This is a genomic window from Vibrio sp. E14 (assembly GCF_020515785.1).
Classification (GTDB): Bacteria; Pseudomonadota; Gammaproteobacteria; order Enterobacterales; family Vibrionaceae; genus Vibrio; species Vibrio diabolicus.
Genome location: NZ_JAHPJI010000002.1, coordinates 541,272 through 566,795, shown reverse-complemented (window position 1 = coordinate 566,795; position 25,524 = coordinate 541,272). Strand labels below are relative to the sequence as shown.

Below are 25,524 nucleotides of genomic sequence, written 5' to 3'. Positions count from 1 at the left end.
TCAACCGTTTTAGGCTTTCTTCAGGAAAGATGACATTTTTAAGGTGAAACTGTGATTAACGAAATCAAAAAAGACGCGCAAGAGCGCATGGATAAAAGCGTTGAAGCGCTTAAGAACAACCTTTCTAAAATTCGTACAGGTCGTGCACACCCAAGCCTACTATCTGGTATTTCTGTAGAATACTACGGTGCAGCAACACCTCTAAACCAAGTAGCAAACGTTATTGCTGAAGATGCACGTACACTTGCAATCACGGTTTTCGATAAAGAGCTGACTCCGAAAGTAGAAAAAGCGATCATGACGTCTGATCTTGGTCTAAATCCTATGTCTGCTGGTACTATCATCCGTGTTCCACTTCCACCACTAACGGAAGAGCGTCGTAAAGACCTAGTTAAGATTGTTCGTGGTGAAGCTGAAGGTGGTCGTGTTGCTGTTCGTAACATCCGTCGTGACGCAAACAACGATCTAAAAGCGCTTCTAAAAGATAAAGAAATCTCTGAAGATGAAGATCGTAAAGCACAAGACGAAATTCAAAAACTAACTGACGTTGCAGTTAAGAAGATCGATGAAGTTCTTGCTGCAAAAGAAAAAGAGTTGATGGAAGTTTAATACTCCCACACACATCACTGTTGGAAAACGCTGTGCTCACAGCTCAGCGTTTTTTTATGTTAGTCTATCCAACTGATGGAACTCAATTAACTCCCTATGCAAAATTCTCAAGCCTTCTCTGATTCCCTTCCTAAGCATATTGCCATCATTATGGACGGTAATGGCCGTTGGGCTAAGTCCAAAGGAAAACCTCGCGTATTTGGTCACAAAAAAGGCGTTAATGCCGTTCGTAAGACCGTGGCTGCTGCTTCAAAGCTTGGCATTAAAGCCATGACGCTATTTGCTTTTAGTAGTGAAAACTGGCGTCGTCCGGAGGAAGAAGTGGGTCTTTTGATGGAACTGTTTATCACGGTCCTGTCTAGTGAAGTAAAAAAACTACACAAAAATAATTTACGGTTGCGCGTGATCGGTGATACCAGTCGATTTAGTGAGCGTCTACAAAAGAAGATTGTAGAAGCTGAAAATCTAACGGCAGGTAACACGGGGATGGTGATCAACATTGCAGCCAATTATGGCGGTAAGTGGGACATCACAGAAGCGGCCAAAACGTTAGCGTTAAAAGCACGTAACGGTGAGATTCGTGTAGAGGATATCAATGAGCAGCTAATCACTGAGCATTTGACCATGGCAGACTTACCTGAAGTGGATCTTTTGATTCGTACCAGTGGAGAGTGTCGCATCAGCAACTTTATGTTGTGGCAAATGGCTTATGCAGAAATGTACTTTACACCCGAGTATTGGCCGGAATTCGACGAAGACAGCTTAGTTGAAGCTGTAACTTGGTTTATCAATCGAGAACGTCGTTTTGGCTGTACAGGTGAACAAATAAAGGCATTGATGGCAGCTCAATAAGGACTAGTTAGTTTGAAACAGAGAATAATAACAGCACTAATTTTAGCTCCCCTGGTTATTTTAGGCATTTTTAAATTACCCCTAATGGGCTTTATTGCCGCTTTAACTGCAATTACCCTATTAGGTTTTTGGGAGTGGACTCAATTTACAGGAAGCAACTCTCGCTTTGCTGCCCTCGTTCCGGCAGTCATTGTTACCGGACTTAGTTTTCTATATATTTCGCCTGACGCACATAGCCTCAACCATTTAGCAACGCCTCATTATGTTGTGCTGGGCCTTGGTTTTGTTTGGTGGATTATTGCTAGCTTAATGGCGATTACTTATCCCAAAACAACGAAATCTTGGCAAAATAATTTTGTTTTACGCCATGTGTTTGGTTTTCTGACATTAATTCCATTCCTTTGGAGTGTAGTTATTCTTAGAGCTCATGACATTACGGTAGATCCATACCACGGAGCAAAGCTCGTGTTATACGTTTGTTTCTTGGTATGGGCTGCAGATAGCGGTGCTTACTTTGCAGGCAAAAGCTTAGGCAAACGTAAAATGGCGCCACATGTCAGTCCGAATAAAACCATTGAGGGGCTTATTGGCGGCATTATCACGGCATTGATCGTGGCGTGGGCATTTGCTGATTGGTTTGATATTCAGTTCTCCAGTCCTGTCCATATGGTGTTGATTACGTTGGTTACTGTTGTTATATCAGTGCTCGGCGATCTGGTGGAAAGTATGTTCAAGCGTGTCTCAAGCATTAAAGACAGCAGCAACATTATCCCAGGACATGGCGGTGTGCTCGATCGTATTGACAGCCTAACCGCAGCATTCCCAGTTTTTGCTCTTCTTTACTACGTATTCTAATTTATCAGGAGCGGCATTGTCGCTCCTGAGCTTTCTAACGGTCTTACAACATGCAAAAGTTAACGATTCTTGGTGCTACTGGATCTATTGGTGCAAGCACGCTTAAAGTGGTCGAACAAAACCCAGAGCTGTTTTCTGTCGTTGCCTTAGCGGCAAGCACCAACGTTGAAAAGATGATCGGGCTATGTCGTCAGTGGCAACCTAAATACGCGGTAATGGCGGACAAAGCCGCAGCGATTCAACTCCAATCTGAGTTACATTTGGTTTCGCCAAACACCGAAGTATTAGGTGGTGTGGATGCTCTATGCCATATTGCTTCATTGGACGAAGTTGACAGTGTGATGGCTGCTATTGTCGGAGCGGCTGGTCTACTGCCTACCATGGCTGCTGTGAAAGCTGGTAAGCGAGTATTGTTGGCAAATAAAGAAGCACTGGTCATGTCAGGCCAGTTATTTATTGATGCCGTAGAAGAGTTTGGTGCGGAGCTACTTCCCGTCGATAGTGAACACAATGCTATTTTCCAGTGCTTACCACAGCAAGTACAAACCAATTTAGGTCGTTGTAATTTACAAGAACATGGCATTTCTCATATTTTGCTGACTGGTTCTGGTGGTCCTTTCCGTTACACTGACATCGCAGAACTGGAAAAGGTGACTCCTGAACAGGCGATCGCCCATCCAAACTGGTCGATGGGACCAAAGATTTCCGTTGACTCAGCCACGATGATGAACAAAGGCTTAGAGTATATCGAAGCTAAATGGTTGTTTAATGCGGCTCGCGAGCAGCTAAAGGTTATTATTCATCCGCAGTCTGTTATTCATTCAATGGTTCAATACCGCGATGGTTCGGTTTTGGCACAAATGGGTGAGCCGGATATGGCGACCCCTATTGCACTGACTATGTCATACCCATCAAGGGTTGAAGCTGGGGTTAAGCCACTAGACTTCACGCAAATTGGCGAATTGACGTTTTTGCAACCTGACTTTGCTCGTTACCCATGTCTAAAACTAGCAATTGACGCTTGTTATGAAGGTCAACATGCAACAACGGCACTGAATGCAGCGAATGAAGTCGCTGTTGATGCATTTTTAAATAACAGCCTAGGTTTTACGGATATCGCTCGCATCAATGAGTCTGTGTTGAATAAAATCAATGCAAGCTGCAAAGCTGAGAATGCGAATAGCTTGGAAAGCTTGTTAGAGCTAGATAGAATGGCACGAACTATTGCCCTAGAAACCATACGCGAGCGTATCTGATGACTGGTATATTGTGGAATCTCATTTCTTTTATCGTCGCACTGGGCATTCTTGTCGCAGTGCACGAGTTTGGGCACTTTTGGGTTGCTCGCCGTTGCGGCGTGAAAGTTGAAAAGTTTTCAATCGGTTTCGGTAAGTCTATCTGGAGTAAGGTAGGCAAAGACGGAACGGAGTACAGCATCTCAATGATCCCTCTCGGCGGCTATGTAAAAATGGTTGATAGCCGTGTTGATGAGGTGCCAGAACATGAGAAGCACTTAGCGTTTGATAAGAAGCCGCTATGGAAGCGAACCTCTATTGTTGCGGCAGGCCCTATCTTTAACTTCCTTTTCGCAATCTTCGCCTATTGGCTCGTATTTCTTATTGGTATCCCAGCAGTTAAACCAGTAATTGGTGAAGTTACGCCCAATTCGATCGTCGCAGAAGCCGGAATTGAATCTGGAATGGAACTTAAATCGATATCTGGTATCAAAACTCCGGATTGGGAATCGGTAAATATGGGATTGATTTCTCATATTGGCGATGATTTGATGACAGTAACACTGACGTCAGCGAATGAAGTTGGTTCAGAAGTAACGAAAACGCTCGATCTGCGCGAATGGGAGTTCGATCCTGAGACTCAGTCTGCGATGCAGTCGTTAGGTTTTGCGCCGTATACACCGGAGATATATCGCGTTATCGAACAGGTCTCGCAAGGTGGAGCGGCGGAAAAAGCAGGGGTGCTTCCAGGTGATGAGATTGTCGCTATTGGTGAACAACGCGTCACGGAGTGGAAGCAGGTTGTTGAAGCGGTTCGCTCTAATCCTGATACACCGATTGAATTAACGGTATTGCGTCAGGGCTATGAGCAAACATTAACGCTGACGCCTGGTAGCCGTGAGCTAGCTAACAAAGAAGTCGTTGGTTTTGCAGGTATTGCACCTAAAGTCGCAGAATGGCCAGAAAGTTATCGCTTCGACCTTCAGTTTGGTGTATTCGAGTCAGTAGGTAAGGCGGTAGACAAAACCGGCCAAGTCATTGGCTTGACAATCAGCATGCTTAAGAAACTGATTGTTGGTGACGTTGGTCTGAATAATCTGAGTGGTCCAATATCAATAGCCAAAGGCGCAGGTGCGACGGCTGATTATGGCTTGGTCTACTTTTTAGGTTTTCTCGCTCTAATTAGTGTTAACCTAGGTATTATTAATCTCGTTCCTTTACCAATGTTGGATGGCGGTCATTTGTTGTTTTTTGCAATTGAAGCAGTCATTCGACGTCCCGTTCCTGAGAGAGTGCAGGAAATGGGTTTTAGAATTGGTGGTGCGATCATCTTCTCGCTCATGGCGTTAGCGCTATTTAATGATTTTACTCGTCTGTGATAGTTCAGAGACAAAAGCAGTAGCAAGGAATAATTAGAACAAGTATGGCGATTAAGCGAATTCTATTTGCAAGTTTACTGGCGACCAGTGTATCTGCAAATGGAGCAGAGAACTTCGTAGTTCAAGATATTGAAATCGATGGATTGCAGCGTGTAGCACTGGGTGCTGCGTTGTTGAAAATGCCTGTACGTGTCGGTGATACCATTGGCCAAGGCGATGTTGCAGAGATTATCCGTGCACTGTATGCATCTGGTAACTTTGAAGATGTGAAAGTGTTACGTGACGGCGGCGTTCTGATGGTTCAAGTCAAAGAACGTCCTACCATTGCCAGCATCTCATTTTCTGGTAACAAAGCAATCAAGGACGAGCAGCTACAAGAAAACCTGAACGCATCTGGTGTTCGTGAAGGCGAAGCGCTTGACCGCACCACGCTAAGCAACATTGAAAAAGGCTTAGAAGACTTTTACTACAGCGTAGGTAAATACAACGCCACAGTAAAAGCTGTGGTGACTCCACTGCCACGTAACCGTTCTGACCTAAAGTTTGTCTTTACTGAAGGCGTGTCGGCAAAAATTCAGCAAATCAATTTTATCGGCAATGAAGTTTTCAGCGATGAGGACCTTCTTTCTCGTTTTAACTTGAATGTTGATGTGCCGTGGTGGAATTTCCTGTCTGACGAAAAGTACCAAAAACAAGTGCTTGCAGGTGATATTGAAGCGCTCAAATCATTCTATCTGGACCGCGGTTACTTAAAATTTAACGTTGATTCGACACAAGTTGCAATCTCTCCTGACAAGAAAGGGGTATACATTACTCTTGGCTTAGAAGAGGGAGAGGTTTATACCGTCAAGGACGTAAAGTTCCGTGGTGATTTGATTGGTGAGGAAGCGACGTTCGAACGACTTGTACCATTTGAAGACAATGAGACGTACAACGGCTCGTTGGTCACTTCAATGGAAGAGGGTATTAAACGTGTGCTTGGTGAGTCCGGCTACGCTTATCCTCAAGTGAATACCATTCCTGACTTTGACGATGAGAATCAAGAAGTATCTTTGGTCGTTAACGTCGATCCAGGTAACCGAATTTACGTTCGTGATATCCGCTTCACGGGTAACAACTCAACCAAAGATGAAGTCCTTCGTCGTGAAATGCGTCAGATGGAAGGCAGTTGGTTAAACTCGAAATCGATTGAAACGGGTAAAACTCGTCTAAACCGTTTGGGCTACTTTGAAAATGTTGAAGTACAGACGGTTCGAGTTCCTGGTAGTGATGATCAAGTTGACCTAGTTTACTCTGTCAAAGAAGCGAACTCTGGTAGCGTTAACTTCGGTGTTGGCTACGGTACAGAATCGGGTGTGAGCTTCCAGGTTGGCCTGCAACAAGATAACTTTATTGGTAGCGGTAACCGTGTTGGTATCAACGCGATGATGAATGACTACCAGAAAAACATCAGTCTAGATTACCGAGACCCGTACTGGAACTTAGACGGTGTTAGCTTAGGTGGTAAGGTCTTCTACAACGAATTTGAAGCGAAAGAAGCTAATATCGTTGACTATACCAACGAAAGCTATGGTGCGAGCTTAACGTGGGGCTTCCCATTCGATGAGCTGAACCGTTTTGAATTCGGTGTCGGTTATACGCACAACAAGATCGGTAACTTATCGCCTTACTTGCAGGTAGAGCAGTTCTTACGAGCACAAGCAGACAACATTGATTCTAGTGGAGCGTTGAACACGAACGACTTCGATTTCAATATCTCTTGGACACGTAATAACTTAAACCGTGGCTACTTCCCTACGGCAGGTAACCATCAGCGTGCATTCTATAAAATGACCGTACCTGGCTCTGACGTTCAATACTTCAAAATGCAGTACGATGTTCGTCAGTATGTGCCATTGACTAAAAAGCACGAGTTTACCCTCTTGTTCCGTGGCCGCTTAGGTTACGGTAATGGTTACGGTCAAACAGATGGTAACGATAACTTGTTCCCATTCTACGAAAACTACTACGCAGGTGGCTTTACATCGCTTCGTGGCTTTGGCTCAAACTCTGTTGGTCCTAAAGCGGTTTACCGTGATACATCTGGTTCAAACAATGGCGCAGATACAGCAACAGATGACTCTGTTGGTGGTAACGCCGTAGCGCTAGCAAGTGTTGAGTTGATTGTCCCAACACCATTTGCATCAGAAGAAGTACAAAACCAAATTCGTACCAGTATCTTCTTTGATATGGCAAGTGTTTGGGATACGGAGTTTGACTACCGCGATTCAGGTGCGGAATATGGTGACCGTTACTACTACGATTACTCAGATCCAACCAACTACCGCTCTTCTTACGGTGCGGCGTTGCAGTGGATGTCTCCAATGGGGCCACTAGTATTCTCACTAGCGAAACCAATTAAGAAATTTGATGGCGATGATGAAGAGTTCTTCACATTCACTATCGGTAGAACTTTCTAAAGAGGAAAATATTTTGAATAAAATGATCAAAGCGGCTGGGATTGGCCTTCTTGTACTGAGCTCTTCAATGTTTGCAAATGCGGCAGAAGCTGCACAGAAAATTGCTTACGTAAATACAGCTCAAGTTTTCCAAGCTCTTCCTCAACGTGAAGTTGTACTACAAAAAATGCAGAAAGACTTCAAAAGCAAAGCTGATGAACTGAAGTCAATCCAAGCACAAGCTAAAACAAAGATTGAGAAGCTACAACGTGACGGTGAGCTTTTGGGTCAAGACGAAGTTGAAAAGCTACGTATCGATATCGCGAAGCTAGACAGCGAGTACAAAGTGAAAGCACAAGCACTTGAAAAAGCAAGTGCGCGTCGTGAAGCTGAAGAAAAAGCGAAGCTTTTCAAAACGATTCAAGATGCAGTTAAGAAAGTCGCAGACAAAAATGGTTACGATCTTGTGATTGATATCTCTGCTTTGCAGTACGGCAAGCCAGAATTCAATATCTCTGAAGACGTAATTAAAGCTCTAAAATAAGAAGTTATGAAGACATTAACATTAGCCGAATTGGCGACAATTACCGGGGGTGAGCTGTTTGGTGACGAGTCTCTCGTTGTAAGCCGTGTTGCTCCAATGGATAAAGCGCAAGAAGGTGACGTAACCTTCTTGTCTAACCCAAAATACGCAAAACACCTTTCTGAGTGCCAAGCTACCGTTGTTATGGTAAAGGCTGAGCATAAAGATCAATGCGTTGGAAATGCGCTAGTGGTTTCAGACCCTTATGTCGCATTTGCTCGTGTGGTTCAAGCGATGGATACCACACCAAAACCGGCAGACGATATTGCACCAAGTGCTGTGATTGCCGCTGATGTTAAGATGGGTGAGAACGTTACAATCGGCGCTAACGCCGTGATTGAAACGGGCGTGGAACTCGGCGACAACGTAAGCATTGGCGCTGGTTGTTTTATCGGTAAGAACGCCAAGCTAGGGAATAACACCAAGCTTTGGGCTAATGTCACTATCTATCATGAAGTGTCATTGGGTGATGACTGTCTCGTTCAATCGGGTACCGTCATTGGCTCTGATGGCTTCGGTTATGCGAATGACAAAGGCGAGTGGATCAAAATCCCTCAGCTTGGTTCAGTGCGTATCGGTAACCGCGTTGAGATTGGTGCTTGTACTACGATTGACCGCGGTGCACTCGAAGATACTATCATTGAAGACAATGTCATTCTGGATAACCAACTTCAAATCGCGCACAACGTGCAGATCGGATATGGTACCGTGATGCCTGGTGGTACTATTGTCGCGGGCAGTACAAAAATTGGTAAGTACTGTCAGATTGGCGGCGCGTCTGTTCTGAATGGCCATATCACTATCGCAGATGGTGTGGCGATTACAGGTATGGGCATGGTAATGCGCAGTATCGAAGAAAAAGGCCTTTACTCATCAGGTATTCCACTACAAACGAACAGAGAGTGGCGTAAAACCGCAACTCGAGTTCACCGTATTGATGAGATGAATAAGCGCCTAAAAGCGGTTGAAAAACAGCTGGAACAGAAAGAAGAAAGTTAGAACAAGTTATCTTTCGCTCTGTATTTAACGTGAAAGCTAACAGGCTCTAGTTCCATATTCTGTACGAAGACTCGCGAAATGCGGGTCTTTTTCTTCTATAATGACGCGCTCTAAGTAGATTTAACTCCAAGATGGTGCGTATTTTGCTAGTATATTGCGAAGCGATTCGGCTTTACGACCTGTTGCCACGTTTGCCATCCTGGCGGTAAAAAATTGATATAGGAAGACGACTTTGACTACTGAAAAGAAAACGATGAACATCTCTGAAATTCAAGAGCTACTACCTCATCGCTACCCATTCTTATTGATCGACCGAGTGATAGACTTCCAAGAAGAGAAGTACCTTCACGCGATTAAAAACGTGTCGGTTAACGAACCTCAGTTCACAGGTCACTTTCCTCAACTACCAGTATTCCCAGGTGTTTTGATTTTAGAAGCAATGGCTCAGGCAACAGGCTTACTTGCATTTAAATCATTTGGTGCACCAACAGAAAATGAACTGTACTACTTTGCAAGCGTAGACGGCGCGAAATTCCGTAAACCAGTGGTTCCGGGCGACCAATTGGTTATTGAGGTAGAATTTCTGAAAGAACGTCGCGGCATTGCTGCATTTAGCGGTGTAGCAAAAGTTGACGGCGAAGTGGTATGTTCTGCAGAACTGAAGTGTGCTCGTCGAGAGTTTTAATATGATTCATGAAACCGCTAAAATCCACCCGGCAGCGGTGGTAGAAGAGGGCGCCAAAATTGGTGCTAACGTAACTGTCGGTCCTTTTACGTACATCACCTCTACGGTTGAAATTGGTGAAGGCACAGAAGTGATGTCTCACGTTGTGATCAAAGGCCATACGACTATTGGCAAAGATAACCGTATTTTCCCTCATGCTGTCATTGGCGAAGAAAACCAAGACAAAAAATATAGTGGTGAAGACACAACTGTGGTTATCGGTGATCGTAACGTCATTCGTGAAGCGGTCCAAGTTCACCGCGGCACAGTGCAAGACAAAGCAACCACGATCATTGGTGATGACAACTTATTATGTGTGAATGCACACATTGCGCACGATGTTGTTATTGGTAACCATACTCATATCGGTAATAACTCGATTCTTGGTGGTCACGTTACTGTTGAAGATTATGCCGGTGTGATGGCACTGTCTGCGATTCATCCGTTTTGTACAGTGGGCGCCTACGCGTACATTGGCGGCTGCTCAGCAGTGGTGCAAGATGTCCCAGCTTACGTACTCGCGCAAGGTAACCACGCGACTCCTTTCGGCTTGAACCTTGTTGGCTTGAAGCGTAACGGCTTTGAGAAACCAGAGATTCGTGCGCTGCAAAAAGCGTATAAAGAAATCTATCGTTCAGGTAAGACGCTAGAAGAAGTGAAGCCTATTCTGGCTGAAATGGCTCAAGAGTGGCCGGCTGTGAAGCGTTTCTCAGATATTCTGGAAACGACGGAACGTGGCATTATTCGTTAATTGGCGAATGAACCAATAAATAAAAAGATCGTGACCGAATTTGAGGTTACGATCTTTTTGTGTTTTATGGATAAGGCAAACCGTTATCCATAGCGCACAGGAAAAATAGCGAAGTAGATATGGAAAGACCATTACGTATTGGCATCATTGCCGGAGAATTGTCTGGCGATACGCTAGGTGAAGGCTTTATCAAAGCAGTAAAGCAACAATATCCAGACGCAGAGTTCGTAGGCATTGGCGGTCCGAAAATGATAGCCCAAGGTTGCGAGTCTCTGTTTGATATGGAAGAGCTTGCGGTGATGGGATTAGTCGAGGTTTTAGGCCGCTTACCGAGACTTCTTAAAGTGAAAGCTGAGCTCGTTCAGTATTTTACTCAGAATCCGCCTGATGTTTTCATCGGGATCGATGCTCCTGACTTCAACTTACGTCTGGAACTTGACCTCAAGCAAGCGGGTATTAAAACCGTTCATTACGTAAGTCCGTCTGTTTGGGCTTGGCGTCAGAAGCGAATCTTTAAAATAGAAGCGGCAACGAACTTGGTGCTAGCATTTCTTCCGTTTGAGAAAGCGTTCTACGACAAATTTAATGTACCTTGCGAGTTCATTGGTCATACCTTGGCTGATTCCATCCCACTAGAATCAGAACAAGCGCCTGCACGTGACTTGCTTGGTTTAGAACAAGATAAAAAGTGGCTTGCTGTTCTGCCAGGCAGCCGTGGTAGCGAGTTAAAAATGCTCTCAGAGCCATTTATTGAAACCTGCAAGTTACTCCATAAAAAATTTCCAGAACTGGGGTTTGTTGTCGCGCTTGTTAATCAAAAACGCCGTGAGCAGTTTGAACAAGCCTGGAAAGAACTCGCACCAGAGTTGGACTTCAAGTTAGTTGATGACACCGCACGCAACGTCATCACCGCATCCGATGCCGTGATGCTGGCCTCTGGTACCGTAGCGTTGGAGTGTATGCTTCTCAAGCGTCCAATGGTGGTGGGTTATCGTGTGAATGCATTTACCGCTTTCTTAGCTAAACGTCTATTGAAAACGAAGTATGTGTCATTGCCGAATATCTTGGCGGATGATGAGCTCGTCAAAGAATATCTACAAGATGAGTGCACACCAGACAATTTGTTTATTGAGGTTTCTCGCTTATTGGAAAGCGACAATAAACCGATGTTAGATAAGTTTACGGAAATGCATCATTGGATCCGTAAAGATGCGGATCAACAAGCCGCAAACGCGGTTCTAAAACTGATTGAAAAATAGAGATTTATCATGGCTGTTAAACCAAAAGCGACCAAAACCAAAGTTGAACTCCCTCCGTTTGAATACCCGCAAGGTTATCAGCTTGTGGCCGGAGTCGACGAGGTAGGACGTGGCCCTTTGGTGGGAGATGTCGTCACCGCTGCGGTTATCCTTGATCCTAACAATCCTATTGAAGGTTTGAACGACTCGAAAAAATTGACCGAAAAGAAACGCATGGCGCTGCTTCCTGAAATCAAAGAAAAAGCATTGGCGTGGGCGGTCGGGCGTTGTTCTCCTGAAGAAATCGATCAACTGAATATTTTGCAGGCGACCATGGTTGCGATGCAGCGTGCAGTGGCGGGGTTAAAGGTTCAACCTGACTTGGTGTTGATTGATGGTAACCGTTGTCCAGAGCTGCCAATGGATGCGCAAGCTGTAGTAAAAGGCGATCTACGCGTTGCCGAAATCAGTGCGGCTTCCATTGTTGCCAAAGTCGTGCGTGACCAAGAGATGGAAGAGTTGGATAAACTTCATCCACAATTTGGCTTCGCCAAGCACAAAGGTTATCCAACTAAAGCGCACTTTGAAGCGATTGAGCAACACGGAGTGATCAGTGAACACCGAAAGAGTTTCAAGCCAGTAAAAAAAGCGTTAGGCATAGAATAATCAAACGATCTAATTGGTGTTATAAACCCAACCTCTTTAGGTTAGAATCCCCAACAAAATAGAGTTACACGGTACCTGTTAATGTCAGATCCCAAATTCATCCACCTGCGTGTTCATAGTGACTTCTCGATGGTGGATGGCCTCAACAAAGTTCCGCCAATCGTAAAGAAAGTTGCTGAGCTCGGCATGCCCGCAATGGCGTTGACCGACTTTACCAACCTATGTGGTTTGGTGAAGTTTTACGGTACGGCGCATGGGAGTGGTGTTAAACCGATCATTGGTGCTGACTTTAAAATGCAGTCGGACGAGTTTGGTGAAGAGCTGACACAAGTGACTTTGCTTGCGGCGGATAATGTGGGTTATAAGAACCTGACGTTATTGATATCAAAAGCGTACTTACGCGGACATGTTCAACACCACCCAGTGATTGATAAAGCCTGGTTGGCTGAAATGTCTGAAGGCTTGATTGTATTATCCGGCGGTAAAAGCGGGGAAATTGGTCGCGGCCTTTTGAAAGGCAACCGTCAAATAGTGCAAGGGTGTGTTGATTTTTATAAACAGCATTTTCCAGATCGTTTTTATCTTGAGTTACTTCGTACCGGTCGTCCAGATGAAGAAACTTATCTTCACTTTGCAGTTGAATTGGCAGAGCAGCAAGACTTGCCAGTAGTGGCGACCAATGAAGTTGTATTCCTGAGTCCAGACCTATTTGATGCTCATGAAATACGCGTAGCGATTCACGATGGTTACACATTAGAAGATCCGCGCAGGCCAAAAAACTACAGTCCGCAGCAATATCTTCGTACAGAAGAAGAAATGTGCGAACTGTTTGCTGATATTCCTGAAGCGTTAGAAAACAGTGTCGAGATAGCGAAGCGTTGTAACGTGACTGTGCGCTTAGGGGAGTACTTCCTACCAGCCTTCCCAACCGAAGGGATGAAAGAGACTGAGTTCCTAGTCATGAAATCCCGAGAGGGGTTGGAAGAGCGTTTAGAGTTCCTATTTCCAGATGAGGAAGAGAGAAAACGTCGCCGCCCTGAATATGATGAACGTCTTCAGATAGAGCTAGATGTTATCAACCAAATGGGATTTCCTGGTTACTTCTTGATCGTAATGGAGTTCATCCAGTGGTCAAAAGATAATGGAATTCCTGTAGGTCCTGGACGTGGTTCCGGTGCAGGTTCTTTGGTGGCTTACGCACTAAAAATCACCGATCTGGATCCACTAGAATACGACTTACTGTTCGAACGTTTCTTGAACCCAGAACGTGTCTCGATGCCCGATTTCGACGTCGATTTCTGTATGGATAAACGTGACCAGGTTATTGACCACGTTGCGGAAATGTACGGTCGCGACGCGGTGTCTCAGATCATCACGTTTGGTACCATGGCGGCAAAAGCGGTAATCCGTGACGTTGGTCGCGTATTGGGTCATCCATTTGGTTTTGTTGATCGCATTTCAAAGCTGATCCCGCCCGATCCAGGCATGACGCTAGATAAGGCGTTTAAAGCTGAACCTGCACTACCTGAATTGTATGAGGCCGATGAGGAAGTTAAAGAACTCATCGACATGTGTCATATTTTGGAAGGTTGTACGCGAAACGCTGGTAAACACGCTGGTGGCGTTGTAATTTCACCTACAACAATTACCGATTTTGCGCCAATTTATGCAGACGCTGAAGGTCACTTTCCGGTTACTCAATTTGATAAAAACGATGTTGAGACCGCTGGCCTAGTTAAGTTTGACTTCTTGGGTTTACGTACCTTAACCATTATTGACTGGGCGTTAGGGCTGATTAACCCACGTCTAGAGCGAGAAGGTAAAGAACCGGTTCAAATTGAATCCATACCGTTAGAAGACCCAGCCTCTTTCCGTTTGTTGCAAAACTCTGAAACGACAGCAGTATTCCAGCTTGAATCTCGAGGTATGAAAGAGCTGATCAAGCGACTTCAGCCAGACTGTTTCGAAGACATTATCGCATTGGTAGCACTCTTCCGTCCGGGTCCTTTGCAATCGGGCATGGTAGATAACTTTATCGACCGTAAACATGGTCGAGAGGCGATCTCTTATCCAGATGAAAAGTGGCAACACGAGTCGCTAAAAGAGACGCTTGATCCAACCTACGGCATCATCCTGTACCAAGAGCAGGTAATGCAGATTGCGCAGATCTTAGCGGGTTACACGCTAGGTGGTGCGGACATGCTCCGTCGTGCAATGGGTAAGAAAAAGCCAGAAGAGATGGCAAAACAACGTGCTATCTTTGAAGAAGGTGCGATAAAGAACGGTATCGATGGCGAGTTGGCGATGAAAATCTTCGACTTGGTAGAGAAGTTCGCTGGTTATGGTTTTAACAAATCGCACTCGGCTGCTTATGCATTGGTTTCTTATCAGACTCTTTGGCTGAAAACCCATTATCCTGCCGAATTTATGGCCGCGGTAATGACAGCCGATATGGATAACACGGAAAAAGTCGTTGGCTTGGTCGATGAGTGTTTCCGTATGAAGCTCACCGTGCTGCCACCAGACATCAACTCTGGCCTATATCGCTTTAATGTTGATGAAAATGGCGCAATTGTTTACGGTATTGGTGCGATAAAAGGGGTAGGTGAAGGCCCTATCGATGCGATTCTTGAAGCGAGAAATAAAGGTGGTCACTTTAAAGACCTATTTGATTTCTGTGCTCGAGTTGATCTAAAACGCGTCAATAAACGAGTGATAGAGAAGCTGATCTACGCGGGCGCGTTAGATCGACTAGGTCCACACCGCGCGGCGATGATGGCGTCACTCAATGATGCGGTAAAAGCAGCAAGTCAACATCACCAAGCTGAGGCGTTTGGTCAAACGGATATGTTTGGTGTGTTAACGGATGCGCCTGAAGAAGTAGAGCATAAGTATACGCAGGTTCCGCCTTGGCCAGAAAAAGTGTGGTTAGAGGGCGAGCGTGATACCCTAGGTCTATATTTGACAGGGCACCCAATTAACGCCTACGTAAAGGAACTAAACAAATACACCAGTTGTCGACTAAAAGACGCAACGCCAACGCGTCGCGACCAATCTGTCACGGTGGCAGGTCTGGTTATTGCCGCTCGTGTAATGACGACCAAGCGTGGTACACGAATTGGTATTATGACACTGGATGACCGAAGTGGTCGTATGGAAGTGATGTTGTTCTCCGATGCGCTGGATCGATACGCTGAACTTCTCGAAAAAGACAGAATTTTGGTCGTTTCTGGACAGGTCAGCTTTGATGACTTCAACGGTGGCCTTAAAATGTCGGCGCGTGAAGTTATGGATCTCGGCAGTGCGCGCGAGAAATACGCTCGTGGTTTGTCGGTATCGATAGATGAAACTCAGATCAACGATCAGTTTTTTGAGCAGTTCAGTCGTATTTTAGAACCGCACAAAGCCGGAACCGTACCCGTCAATGTATACTACCAGCGTGCCGACGCCAGAGCGCGGTTAACATTGGGCACCGAGTGGCGAGTAACGCCAAGTGATACATTACTCGACGATTTAAAACAGTTACTTGGCAAAAGCCAGGTAGAACTCGAATTTAACTAAAAATTCAGCGCAATATGTTAGACGCTGAGTAAACAAGGATTCATAGATGAGCCTAAACTTTCTTGAATTTGAAAAGCCAATTGCAGAACTAGAAGCGAAAATTGAAGCATTACGTGATGTCTCTCGTCACGGTGGTGATTCTGCAATTGACCTGGATAAAGAAATCGAACAGCTTGAGAAGAAAAGCTTAGAGCTGAAGAAAAAAACCTTCAGCGACCTAGGCGCATGGGAAACAGCTCAACTGGCTCGTCACCCATTACGTCCGTACACACTGGATTACATCCAACATGCTTTTGAGGAATTTGATGAATTAGCGGGTGACCGCGCGTTTGCAGATGACAAAGCGATTGTGGGTGGTATGGCTCGCCTTGAAGGCCGTCCTGTGATGATCATCGGTCATCAAAAAGGTCGTGAAACCAAAGAGAAAGTGAAACGTAACTTTGGTATGCCAAAACCAGAAGGCTATCGCAAAGCGCTACGCTTGATGGAAATGGCAGAGCGTTTCAATATGCCAATCATCACATTTATCGACACGGCTGGCGCGTATCCAGGTGTGGGCGCAGAAGAACGTGGTCAATCTGAAGCTATCGCGAAAAACCTAAAAGTGATGTCTGGTCTTAAAGTGCCAGTAATCTGTAACGTTGTTGGTGAAGGTGGTTCAGGCGGCGCACTAGCAATTGGTGTAGGCGACTACGTGAACATGCTTCAGTACTCTACGTACTCAGTAATCTCTCCTGAAGGTTGTGCTTCAATCCTATGGCGTGATTCTGACAAAGCGCCGCAAGCGGCAGAAGCGATGGGTCTAACTGCTCCTCGTCTTAAAGAGCTTGAACTGATCGACGAAATCATTGAAGAGCCACTAGGCGGCGCTCATCGCGATCATGTTCAAATGGCAGCGAATATGAAAGCGACACTACTTCGTCAACTAGAAGATCTAGAGCAATTGGATGAAGAGACGCTGCGTGAACGTCGTTACCAGCGCCTAATGAGCTACGGTTACTGTTAATTTCGGTGATTGCTATTAAGCGTTAGCTGATATCTCAAGTGATAACAGTTAAAATAGAAAGGGTTGGATGAGAGTCCAGCCCTTTTTTGTACCTATCGGATCGCTTATGGAATCGCTTTACCCGCATTTTGCTCAAGTTCTCGGCCGCTACTATCAATCAGGCACTAAGGTTGTCTTGGCGTTTAGCGGAGGAGTGGATTCACGTCTTTTACTCGAATTACTCAGTCGCTATCAACAAGCGCATTCGATAGAGTGTCACGCTGTGTATGTGCACCATGGTTTGAGCTCTAATGCCGATGATTGGGCCGATAAATGCTTACTTTGGGCAAAACAAGTGGGCATATCATGCTCGATTGAGCGAGTGAGCTTAGACATCAGCAATGGTGAAAGTATTGAACTTCTTGCTCGTGAAGCTCGCTATCAAGCCTTAACTAAGTACATTCAAGAAGGCGATATACTGTTGACCGGCCAACATGCTGATGATCAACTAGAGACTTTTCTCCTTGCTCTTAAGCGAGGCAGCGGGCCAAAAGGGTTATCTTCGATGGCGGAGAGTATGCCGTTTTCTGGCGGATCCCTAGTTCGACCATTGCTTACTATCAAGCGGAAGACCATCGAAGACGCGGCTACTAAATTAGGCTTGGAGTGGGTGGAAGACGAAAGCAACCAAGATACCCGTTATGATCGTAACTTTCTTCGTCATTGTGTTATTCCTGAATTGTCTGGTCGCTGGCCGAGTATCCATCAAGCGGTTCAGCGCAGTGCAAGCTTATGTGCTCAACAAGAAGCGCTATTGGATGAACTATTGAGCGCGGTGTTTGAACACGCTTTACAAACGGATCTAAGTTTAAGTATTAAAGAACTGGCTAAGCACAGTGAATTAGCGCGTGCGCGCTTGATTCGTATGTGGCTGGCTAAGCTTAATACTAGTATGCCGACTCAGGTACAACTCAATCTTATCTGGAATGAAGTCGCATTAGCTCAGCAAGATGCCAACCCCAAACTACAACTTAAACAAGGTGAAGTGCGCCGTTTTCGAAATCGTCTCTATTGGGTAACGGAAATAGCTGACGTCACTGAGTGGCAAAGTAGGATTCAAGTCGATACCGTTTTATCGCTTCCAGAGCGGCTAGGGGAGCTGACCTTAACGACGAGTTCTAGCAACGCAACGATTGCGCTTCCGAGTCAGCCAGAATTGCTTCGCGTGACCTTCAATCCGGAAGGCTTATCAGCGCATCCAACCACGCGTAATCACAGTCGAAAGCTGAAGAAGTTGTTCCAAGAATACAATGTGCCAAGCTGGCTGCGTCGTCAAATTCCGATTTTGATGTACCAAGACCGAGTCGTTGCTGTGGCAGATCTGTTCGTTGATCAGGCGTTTAATGGTCAAGATTGTGAACTTATTTGGCGCAGGTAATGAAAATTCATGCCACAATGTCGATTATAAAATATAAAAATCCTTAAATAATAATTGATTAGGTGAAGCAATGAAGAAAACAATCATGGGCGCAATGGTGGCGCTAACCATGCTCAGTGGGCAGGCTCTAGCTGCGGGAGATGCCACAGCAGGTCAAGCAAAGGCAGGAGTATGCGCTGCGTGTCATGGCGCCGACGGCATTGCTGTCATTCCGGGTTACCCAAACCTGAAAGGGCAAAACGAGCAATACATTATCAGTTCAATTAAAGCCTATAAAAACAAAGAGCGAACAGGTGGTCTTGCTGCTGTTATGCAAGCTCAAGCTTCATTGTTGTCTGATGAAGACATCGCTAATCTAGCGGCTTACTACGCAAGTTTGAAGTAAACGCGAGTCTGAAAAAGCTTGGACGATTGGGCATTGAGCAGTCCTCATCGGGGTTTTATCAACTCACGATATTCGCCATGTTAATTTGCTCTATCTGGATTTTCGCTGGTGGATCAGAGACAAACATTGAATGTTGCGAAACGCTAAACGATAATAAGCGCAATCGATTGAAGCTTAAGGGATGAACATGAAAAAAATTGAAGCGATTATCAAGCCATTTAAATTGGATGATGTTCGAGAAGCGCTAGCTGAAGTGGGTATTACAGGGATGACCGTCTCTGAAGTGAAAGGCTTTGGTCGCCAAAAAGGTCACACCGAGCTTTACCGTGGTGCAGAGTACATGGTGGACTTTCTGCCTAAAGTGAAGCTCGAAATCGTTGTAACGGAAGATGTGGCTGATAAATGCGTAGAGACGATCATTGAAACCGCGCAAACCGGCAAAATTGGTGATGGTAAAATCTTTGTTACTGATGTTGAGCGTGTGGTTCGTATCCGTACTGGTGAAGAAGACGAAGACGCGATCTAAGGTTTCTTGTTACCTGTCTCGTATTTATTATGCTAAAAGGGAGCCAAGTGGCTCCTTTTTTTGTTTTTTTACTTTCAGTGAAATCAAATAACCCGAGGTTGGTTGTTCCAGTTTTAGGGTGCGTATATTCAGGTTTGTCGTATGTTTAAGCGTTTTTTTCTGGCGTTAGTTTTTCTTATTATGGCGGTATTGGTCGGCTTCCAGGTTATTTTCACCGTACCAGATCAGCCGCAAATCATTACTCAAACAGGCTCAGAGCTGACGCAGGGTATTAGGTGTATCGAATTTAGCGGCTCAAAAGCTCTGGATCAGGGCGGTGAAATCAATGTACTTGTCTGGAATATCTACAAACAGAACCGGACGAATTGGCAAAGCGCACTCAATGAATTCTCTGCTGATAAGCAGCTGCTGTTATTGCAAGAAGCCAGCATGACACCATCTTTTAAGCAATGGTTGGTGGATGGCAACTGGGTCAGCAATCAAGTGAGTGCCTTTAAGGCGCTGGGCAGCGGTGCGGGTGTGATTAGTATCGCTCAAGGGCAACCAGAAAAAGCCTGTGCTTATACGTCTAAAGAGCCTTGGCTGCGTTTACCCAAGTCTGCACTATACAGCCAATATCAATTAAGCAATGGCGAGAGACTCGCTGTGGTGAATGTACATGCGATTAACTTCACGGTTGGCACGCAAGAGTATGTCTCTCAGTTAACGGCTCTTGAAATGCTTTTAAAGCATCATACAGGGCCGATCCTATTCGCTGGAGACTTCAATAGTTGGAGTGAATCTCGCGTTAATGCGATGCGACAGGCCTTAAAAGCCGCGGACTTGCAAGAAGTGACGTTCTCGCCTGATCATCGAGTCCAGTTTATAACGGGATTACCGTTGGATCACGTATTTTACCGAGGACTGACCCTCAAATACGCGAAAGCGCCGCAGAGCGACGCTTCCGATCATAACCCATTGTTACTGTCATTTACGTTAGATGACTAGCTTAGGTCACCACAATATAAAGCGCCCAAATAACGTAGAAGAATACCCATGGCAGGCTTGCAATCACCAAGGCTTGCCCACGTTCAAACTCAGTCCAAGTAAGCACAACACCGTAGCCGAGTACAATGTACCAAGGTAGAAGCAAAGGCAATGAGCTAGCGAACTGAGACCACTCACTGGTAAGCGGCAGTTTTAATAGACCATTGAGGCTGTTTAAATCTGCTGCGTAAGTCATCACCTGGCCATGCTTGAGTAACAGGCTCGCGTAGCTTGCTATATCGCCTAGTACTGCTGGGAATAAGATTGCACACGACGCGGCAAACCACTTCCAGTAACCATATTGTTGCTTGCTTGCCTTCGTTGCAAGAAAGAACCAAAGCGCAAGCAACAGTAAGGTGGCAAAGCGGTTGAATACAGCATTGATGATCGCACTGGCCATTAGCGTGTTTGGCTCTAATAGCTCAATCTGCTTTGGGTCGATTTGCTGAAACTGCGCGGCAAGTTGGCCACTGAGCCACGTGAAATCGACATTCGAAAAGTAAGCGCCCCAGAATAAAAACGGACTAAGCATCAAGAAGATGAACGGTTGCCATCCCCATCCGCCGCGTTGGTAAAGTGCTAGAAAGCAAGATGTTGGAGAACGAAAAATGTCCAACAGCATCACAAGTGGGTTGCTTGATGGGTTCATACACTTACCTTCGTTACGTCAACGTACAACTTAAGTTTTTGACCTGGTTGTAAGTATTTTTTCTTGTGTAGCGAGTTCCATTTCACGATGTCGTTCATTTTTACTTTGAACTTGCTTGCAATGCCGCTAATGGTGTCACCGGAGCGAACGTTGTAGAAAACGGTACGAATCACAGCACCTTTGTCTGATTCCTTCCAAATCACGAGCTTTTGACCAACGCGCAATGGATCTTTAGGGCCCATGCCATTCCATTTTGCTAACGATTTATACGACACTTTATTTTCACGTGCGATTGACCACAAACTTTCTCCAGACTGAACGACATGAGTGAGCTTGAGTTGTCCACGAGCACGTGATTGAGTCTTGCTTAATCGATTTTGTGCCGTTAGTGCGTATTTCGCATCGTCTTTTGTTGACGTCGGAATCAGTAGGTATTGGCCAATACGAATATTGTTATTCGACAGACCGTTTGCACGTCGAATCACTTTTGTGGTTGTGCCGTATTTATTAGCTAGCACACTTAAAGAGTCACCAGACTTCACCTTGTAGCGAGCGACCTTCATACCTTTACCACGGTTTTTCTCCACCTTAGTGAGAAAAGTCTCTTTTTTCTCTACCGGAATCAAAAGTTGGTGCGGACCTTCAGGCGCCGTTGACCATTGGTTGTATGCAGGGTTGTAACTTTGTAACTCTTTCACACCAATGCCGGCATAATCTGCTGCAATGGCCAGATCAAGCTGTTCTTTCGGATCGACAAGCGTTAGAACAGGTTTGTTTGGAATCGCAGGAATATTAAGTCCGTACTTGTCTTGATTTGCGATGACATCAGCCAAAGCTAGCAGCTTAGGAACGTAACTGCTGGTCTCTTTTGGTAAGTCCAATGAGAAGAAATCGATAGGTTTACCGAGCTTTTTATTCTTACGAATTGCGCTAGAAACACGGCCACCACCACTGTTGTAAGCAGCAATTGCATGCTCCCAGCTACCATCAAAACGCTCGTTTAGTTGTACAAGGTAGTCCAGTGCGGCATCCGTTGCTGCTGCCACATCTCGGCGACCGTCATACCAGTAGTTTTGCTCTAGTCCCATCATCTTTCCGGTGCCAGGGACAAATTGCCACAATCCAGCCGCGCTACCGTGTGAGTAGGCAAAGGCATCGAATGAGCTTTCCACCACAGGAAGCAAAGCAAGCTCCATTGGGAGTCCACGCTCTTCGATACGTTTTGTGATCATGTATAGAAAAGGAGTCGCACGCTTAGACACCGTGTAAAGGTGATTCGGGTGCTTTAGATACCACGTACGGTAGTAGTCCACTTTCTTATGGTTTGGGATATCCATTTCAAGTTGCATGGCGATACGTTGCCATACATCTTCTTGTTCCTGAGGGGAAAGAACTTTAGGCGCGTCGTTAGCGGATTTTTTTGCTAAAGACGATGTGTTGCCCGGTTGAGCCTTCGCTGCATTTTGTTTTGCAGTCTGCTCAGATTTATTGGTTTCTGGTGTAGAAGACGTTGAGTCTGACTGAGTCAATTGACAGCCAGATAATAACAACGCCAACGCCCAGGTATACTTCAAACGCATGGATTCAGCCTATTTAGGGCCTTTTTATCTTCACCTGCCTGTCGCGCAACACAATGTGCGTGGCAGTCGCAAGATAATAGACATCTTTTTAAACACTAACTAATTAATAGAGGCAAAGAGCTTCTAAATTATGCAATGGGGAGAAATTCAAATAGATTTATATCAACCCCAAACGTAAGAGAAGCGCCAGTGGCGCTTCTCGAAAAATCAGCCCCTGATAATACTGGGGTCTTGCAAACTTACAAGCAGAAAATGGTTAAAATTCGTTCTTCCACTCACGCAAAGCCGTAAAAACCGAGCATGGATCGCTATTTTTAATGCGACTAGCAACAGATTGAACCACGTCAGGATTGGTGGTTCGCAAGAACGGATTAATCCACTTTTCTTTGCGTATTGTTGTTGGAAGTGTCGGAATGTTTAGGGCTCGCAGTCGGTTTACATCATCGCGATATTGACGGAGCTGCTCATTATCAGGCTCAACCGCTAAAGCAAACGCCACGTTACTCGCGGTGTATTCATGCGCGCAGAAGACTTGAGTTTCTTCTGGTAGAGACGTTAGCTTGTTTAGTGACTCAAACATTTGCTCTGGCGTACCTTCAAAAATACGACCGCAGCCTGCGGAAAACAACACGTCACCGCAAAACAGTTTTCCGTCTCCAACGTAACCGATATGACCTAAGGTATGGCCTGGTAAACCTAGCACCAAAAAGATTTCGCCAAATAACTCCAGTTTGTCGCCTTCTTCCATGGGGGTGGTTAGGGTTGGAATTGGCTCAGATTTCGGGCCCACAACGGCGACTTCAGGAAAGGCACGCACTAAGTCTGGAACGCCACCAATGTGATCGTTGTGGTGGTGCGTAATTAAAATCGCTTCTAAAGTTAATTCGTTAGCCTGCAAGTATTCTAACACTGGCTTCGCATCGCCCGGATCAACGACTGCGCAACGTTTATCGCTATTTTGTATCAGCCAGATGTAATTATCATTAAATGCGGGTATGCTTTTGATCTCTAACACGATTCGTTCTCCGTCACCCATTTTAGTCAGGTGGTTAATGAAACCAGCACTCAGCAACAAAACTATACCACACCCGTCGACTTGGTCAGCAATGAACAACGGTCCGTGGGTGCTTGAGTCAATCCAGACCCGACTTGATGAATGGTGCCCGAAACTCTTCGGCTACCATATGCTCAAACTGGGCGGGTTGAGCTGTGAGCTAACCAGCTGTAATTGTAACATTCAACACCAAGTCAACGTAGATATCCAGAACCCGTTGCATAATGTGATTGCAGATGGTTACGAATTGCCCTTTTTGGAAAAAAGCTTTGATGTTGTGATACTCGCTCATCAGCTCGACTATGCAAGCGATCCACACCGTTTGCTACGGGAAGTCGATAGAGTGATGATGGATGATGGTTATTTGATAATCACTGGATTTAACCCACTAAGTTTGACTGGATTAGCGAGTTTGCTTCCATGGCGTAAACATAATTTGCCTTGGAGTGGACGAATGTTTACGTCGAACCGCATCAACGACTGGTTAGGGTTACTTAATTATCAAGTGATTCATTGCGACCGTTACGCGCTGTTTCCGATGAAGCGCTACCGCACGATGTGGACATGGTTGGAAAACAGTCTCGGTGATTGGGCGTCACCTGCAGGGAGTTTGTATTACATTGTGGCACGGAAACGAACATACCCTCTCAAGCCTATCAAACCGCATTGGCGTTTGAAGAAAAAGCTCACACCACTAGGGGTGATGAATCGAGAGGGTAATACTATGAGGAAAGAATCTCGTTAAGAGGGTTGGTAACCAGTATCTTCCTCGGTTGGGTTTTCTGCGGCGGCACGGGCTAACTCATCACAAATTTCATTCTCACGATGGCCCGCGTGGCCTTTTACCCAGTGCCATTCAACTTGATGGCGTGCGGTTTCTTTGTCTAGAGCTTGCCATAGATCGGCATTCTTCACGGGTTTTTTATCCGCTGTTTTCCAGCCACGCTTCTTCCAGTTATGGATCCACTGAGTAATACCTTGGCGCACATATTGACTGTCAGTCGTTAAAGTGACTTTACAAGGTTGTTTTAACGTCTGCAGCGCGACGACAGCCGCCAACATTTCCATGCGGTTGTTGGTGGTTAGCGTGTAGCCTTTGGAAAGCGTCTTTTCTACGTCTTTGTAACGCAATACAATGCCGTAACCACCTGGTCCTGGGTTACCTAAACAAGAACCGTCAGTGAAAATCTCAACGTGTTTGGTCATATTTTTTGGTACTATTAGCCGAAACATTTAATAAAGCATAGTCTGACATACATAACCTTATGAATACCAGCAGCAATTCTGAATATAACCGCATTGTCGTTCTCGATACCGAAACCACAGGTATGAACCGCGAGGGTGGTCCTCACTACATGGGACACCGCATTATTGAAATCGGTGCCGTGGAGATCATCAACCGTAAGCTGACTGGTCGTCACTTCCACGTTTATTTAAAACCCGATCGTGAAATCCAACCAGAAGCGGTTGAAGTTCACGGTATTACGGATGAATTCTTGGTTGATAAACCGGAATACGCGAGCGTGCACCAAGAGTTTCTTGAGTTTATTAAAGGCGCCGAACTTGTTGCCCACAATGCGCCCTTCGATACGGGCTTTATGGATTACGAGTTTGGCATGCTCGATCCTAACATCGGCAAAACGGACGACTACTGCAAGGTGACCGACACCCTTGCTATGGCGAAGAAAATCTTCCCTGGCAAGCGAAACAACCTTGATATCTTATGTGAACGCTACGGTATTGATAACTCGCACCGTACACTCCACGGAGCTTTGCTCGATGCGGAGATTCTAGCCGATGTTTACCTCTTTATGACGGGTGGTCAAACGAGTCTAGAGTTTAACGCGAATAAACAAGAGGGTGGGGTAGAAACCATTCGCCGTATTGAAGGAAGAAAAGCGCTAAAGGTTTTGCGCGCAAGTGCCGATGAACTAGAAGCTCACCAAAAAAGATTAGAGTTGGTGAACGACTGTATTTGGCATCAATAGGAG

At 45.4% G+C, this 25,524-nt stretch carries 24 protein-coding genes; 20 read left to right on the top strand and 4 right to left on the bottom strand.

The features are described from left to right. The first annotated feature begins 51 nt into the window (after positions 1-51). From frr to LIX84_RS07785, 18 genes are all read left to right on the top strand, one after another. The gene (frr, locus tag LIX84_RS07870) at positions 52-609 is read left to right on the top strand and encodes a ribosome recycling factor (RefSeq protein ID WP_005380330.1); all 558 of its coding nucleotides are present in this window, start codon (positions 52-54) and stop codon (positions 607-609) included. Between the two features lie 96 nt (positions 610-705). Then, complete coding sequence (locus tag LIX84_RS07865; RefSeq protein ID WP_006741661.1) at positions 706-1,461, top strand: isoprenyl transferase; 756 nt, start codon at positions 706-708, stop codon at positions 1,459-1,461. A gap of 12 nt (positions 1,462-1,473) precedes the next feature. Continuing rightward, the gene (locus LIX84_RS07860) at positions 1,474-2,316 is read left to right on the top strand and encodes a phosphatidate cytidylyltransferase (RefSeq protein ID WP_226421041.1); all 843 of its coding nucleotides are present in this window, start codon (positions 1,474-1,476) and stop codon (positions 2,314-2,316) included. A gap of 50 nt (positions 2,317-2,366) precedes the next feature. Further along, positions 2,367-3,572 carry a 1-deoxy-D-xylulose-5-phosphate reductoisomerase gene (gene ispC, locus LIX84_RS07855; protein WP_047008882.1) on the top strand — a complete coding sequence of 402 codons (1,206 nt, stop codon included), beginning with the start codon at positions 2,367-2,369 and terminating at the stop codon, positions 3,570-3,572. After that, entirely contained in the window at positions 3,572-4,930 is a 1,359-nt protein-coding gene (gene rseP, locus LIX84_RS07850; RefSeq protein WP_226421040.1) for a sigma E protease regulator RseP, read from the top strand. The genes ispC and rseP overlap by 1 nt, the downstream gene beginning before the upstream one ends. Before the next feature lie 44 nt (positions 4,931-4,974). Continuing rightward, the gene (gene bamA / locus LIX84_RS07845; RefSeq protein ID WP_226421039.1) at positions 4,975-7,389 is read left to right on the top strand and encodes an outer membrane protein assembly factor BamA; all 2,415 of its coding nucleotides are present in this window, start codon (positions 4,975-4,977) and stop codon (positions 7,387-7,389) included. A gap of 13 nt (positions 7,390-7,402) precedes the next feature. Continuing rightward, on the top strand, positions 7,403-7,912 hold the full coding sequence (locus LIX84_RS07840; RefSeq protein WP_046875560.1) for an OmpH family outer membrane protein: 510 nt from the start codon (positions 7,403-7,405) through the stop codon (positions 7,910-7,912). A gap of 6 nt (positions 7,913-7,918) precedes the next feature. Next, positions 7,919-8,950 carry a UDP-3-O-(3-hydroxymyristoyl)glucosamine N-acyltransferase gene (lpxD, locus tag LIX84_RS07835; RefSeq protein WP_226421038.1) on the top strand — a complete coding sequence of 344 codons (1,032 nt, stop codon included), beginning with the start codon at positions 7,919-7,921 and terminating at the stop codon, positions 8,948-8,950. A 232-nt stretch (positions 8,951-9,182) separates the two neighbouring features. After that, positions 9,183-9,635 carry a 3-hydroxyacyl-ACP dehydratase FabZ gene (gene fabZ, locus LIX84_RS07830; RefSeq protein ID WP_005380349.1) on the top strand — a complete coding sequence of 151 codons (453 nt, stop codon included), beginning with the start codon at positions 9,183-9,185 and terminating at the stop codon, positions 9,633-9,635. Between the two features lies 1 nt (position 9,636). Beyond that, positions 9,637-10,425 carry an acyl-ACP--UDP-N-acetylglucosamine O-acyltransferase gene (lpxA, locus tag LIX84_RS07825; protein WP_145473568.1) on the top strand — a complete coding sequence of 263 codons (789 nt, stop codon included), beginning with the start codon at positions 9,637-9,639 and terminating at the stop codon, positions 10,423-10,425. A 119-nt stretch (positions 10,426-10,544) separates the two neighbouring features. Beyond that, complete coding sequence (gene lpxB, locus LIX84_RS07820; RefSeq protein WP_226421037.1) at positions 10,545-11,684, top strand: lipid-A-disaccharide synthase; 1,140 nt, start codon at positions 10,545-10,547, stop codon at positions 11,682-11,684. 9 nt (positions 11,685-11,693) lie between these two features. Next, positions 11,694-12,329: a ribonuclease HII gene (rnhB, locus tag LIX84_RS07815; protein ID WP_053809796.1), complete on the top strand. Its 636-nt coding sequence runs from the start codon at positions 11,694-11,696 to the stop codon at positions 12,327-12,329. A gap of 81 nt (positions 12,330-12,410) precedes the next feature. Further along, complete coding sequence (gene dnaE / locus LIX84_RS07810; RefSeq protein WP_145532695.1) at positions 12,411-15,890, top strand: DNA polymerase III subunit alpha; 3,480 nt, start codon at positions 12,411-12,413, stop codon at positions 15,888-15,890. Between the two features lie 46 nt (positions 15,891-15,936). Next, entirely contained in the window at positions 15,937-16,896 is a 960-nt protein-coding gene (gene accA, locus LIX84_RS07805; RefSeq protein WP_005380365.1) for an acetyl-CoA carboxylase carboxyl transferase subunit alpha, read from the top strand. A 106-nt stretch (positions 16,897-17,002) separates the two neighbouring features. Then, positions 17,003-18,313 carry a tRNA lysidine(34) synthetase TilS gene (tilS, locus tag LIX84_RS07800; RefSeq protein ID WP_167426316.1) on the top strand — a complete coding sequence of 437 codons (1,311 nt, stop codon included), beginning with the start codon at positions 17,003-17,005 and terminating at the stop codon, positions 18,311-18,313. A gap of 70 nt (positions 18,314-18,383) precedes the next feature. Further along, entirely contained in the window at positions 18,384-18,698 is a 315-nt protein-coding gene (locus LIX84_RS07795; protein WP_012841507.1) for a c-type cytochrome, read from the top strand. Between the two features lie 187 nt (positions 18,699-18,885). Then, positions 18,886-19,224 carry a nitrogen regulatory protein P-II gene (glnB, locus tag LIX84_RS07790; RefSeq protein ID WP_005436810.1) on the top strand — a complete coding sequence of 113 codons (339 nt, stop codon included), beginning with the start codon at positions 18,886-18,888 and terminating at the stop codon, positions 19,222-19,224. 141 nt (positions 19,225-19,365) lie between these two features. Further along, positions 19,366-20,211 carry an endonuclease/exonuclease/phosphatase family protein gene (locus LIX84_RS07785; RefSeq protein ID WP_226421036.1) on the top strand — a complete coding sequence of 282 codons (846 nt, stop codon included), beginning with the start codon at positions 19,366-19,368 and terminating at the stop codon, positions 20,209-20,211. A gap of 1 nt (position 20,212) precedes the next feature. Here LIX84_RS07785 and LIX84_RS07780 read toward each other — a convergent pair whose 3' ends face one another. The 3 genes from LIX84_RS07780 to gloB form a co-directional block, all read right to left on the bottom strand. Further along, the gene (locus tag LIX84_RS07780; RefSeq protein ID WP_226421035.1) at positions 20,213-20,899 is read right to left on the bottom strand and encodes a YIP1 family protein; all 687 of its coding nucleotides are present in this window, start codon (positions 20,897-20,899) and stop codon (positions 20,213-20,215) included. Next, positions 20,896-22,479: a lytic transglycosylase gene (locus tag LIX84_RS07775; RefSeq protein WP_226421034.1), complete on the bottom strand. Its 1,584-nt coding sequence runs from the start codon at positions 22,477-22,479 to the stop codon at positions 20,896-20,898. The genes LIX84_RS07780 and LIX84_RS07775 overlap by 4 nt, the downstream gene beginning before the upstream one ends. Before the next feature lie 256 nt (positions 22,480-22,735). Next, positions 22,736-23,494 (bottom strand): hydroxyacylglutathione hydrolase, encoded by a 759-nt coding sequence (gloB, locus tag LIX84_RS07770; protein WP_006741673.1) that lies wholly within the window; start codon positions 23,492-23,494, stop codon positions 22,736-22,738. A 37-nt stretch (positions 23,495-23,531) separates the two neighbouring features. On the opposite strand from gloB, the gene LIX84_RS07765 reads away from it, so the two are divergent. Beyond that, entirely contained in the window at positions 23,532-24,278 is a 747-nt protein-coding gene (locus LIX84_RS07765; RefSeq protein WP_012841508.1) for a class I SAM-dependent methyltransferase, read from the top strand. Here LIX84_RS07765 and rnhA read toward each other — a convergent pair. After that, positions 24,275-24,739, bottom strand: coding sequence for a ribonuclease HI (rnhA, locus tag LIX84_RS07760; RefSeq protein WP_170903185.1), 465 nt, complete (start codon positions 24,737-24,739; stop codon positions 24,275-24,277). The genes LIX84_RS07765 and rnhA overlap by 4 nt on opposite strands. 59 nt (positions 24,740-24,798) lie before the next feature. Between rnhA and dnaQ the strand changes: the two genes are divergently transcribed. Next, positions 24,799-25,521 (top strand): DNA polymerase III subunit epsilon, encoded by a 723-nt coding sequence (dnaQ, locus tag LIX84_RS07755; RefSeq protein ID WP_005380385.1) that lies wholly within the window; start codon positions 24,799-24,801, stop codon positions 25,519-25,521. Positions 25,522-25,524 lie beyond the last annotated feature (3 nt).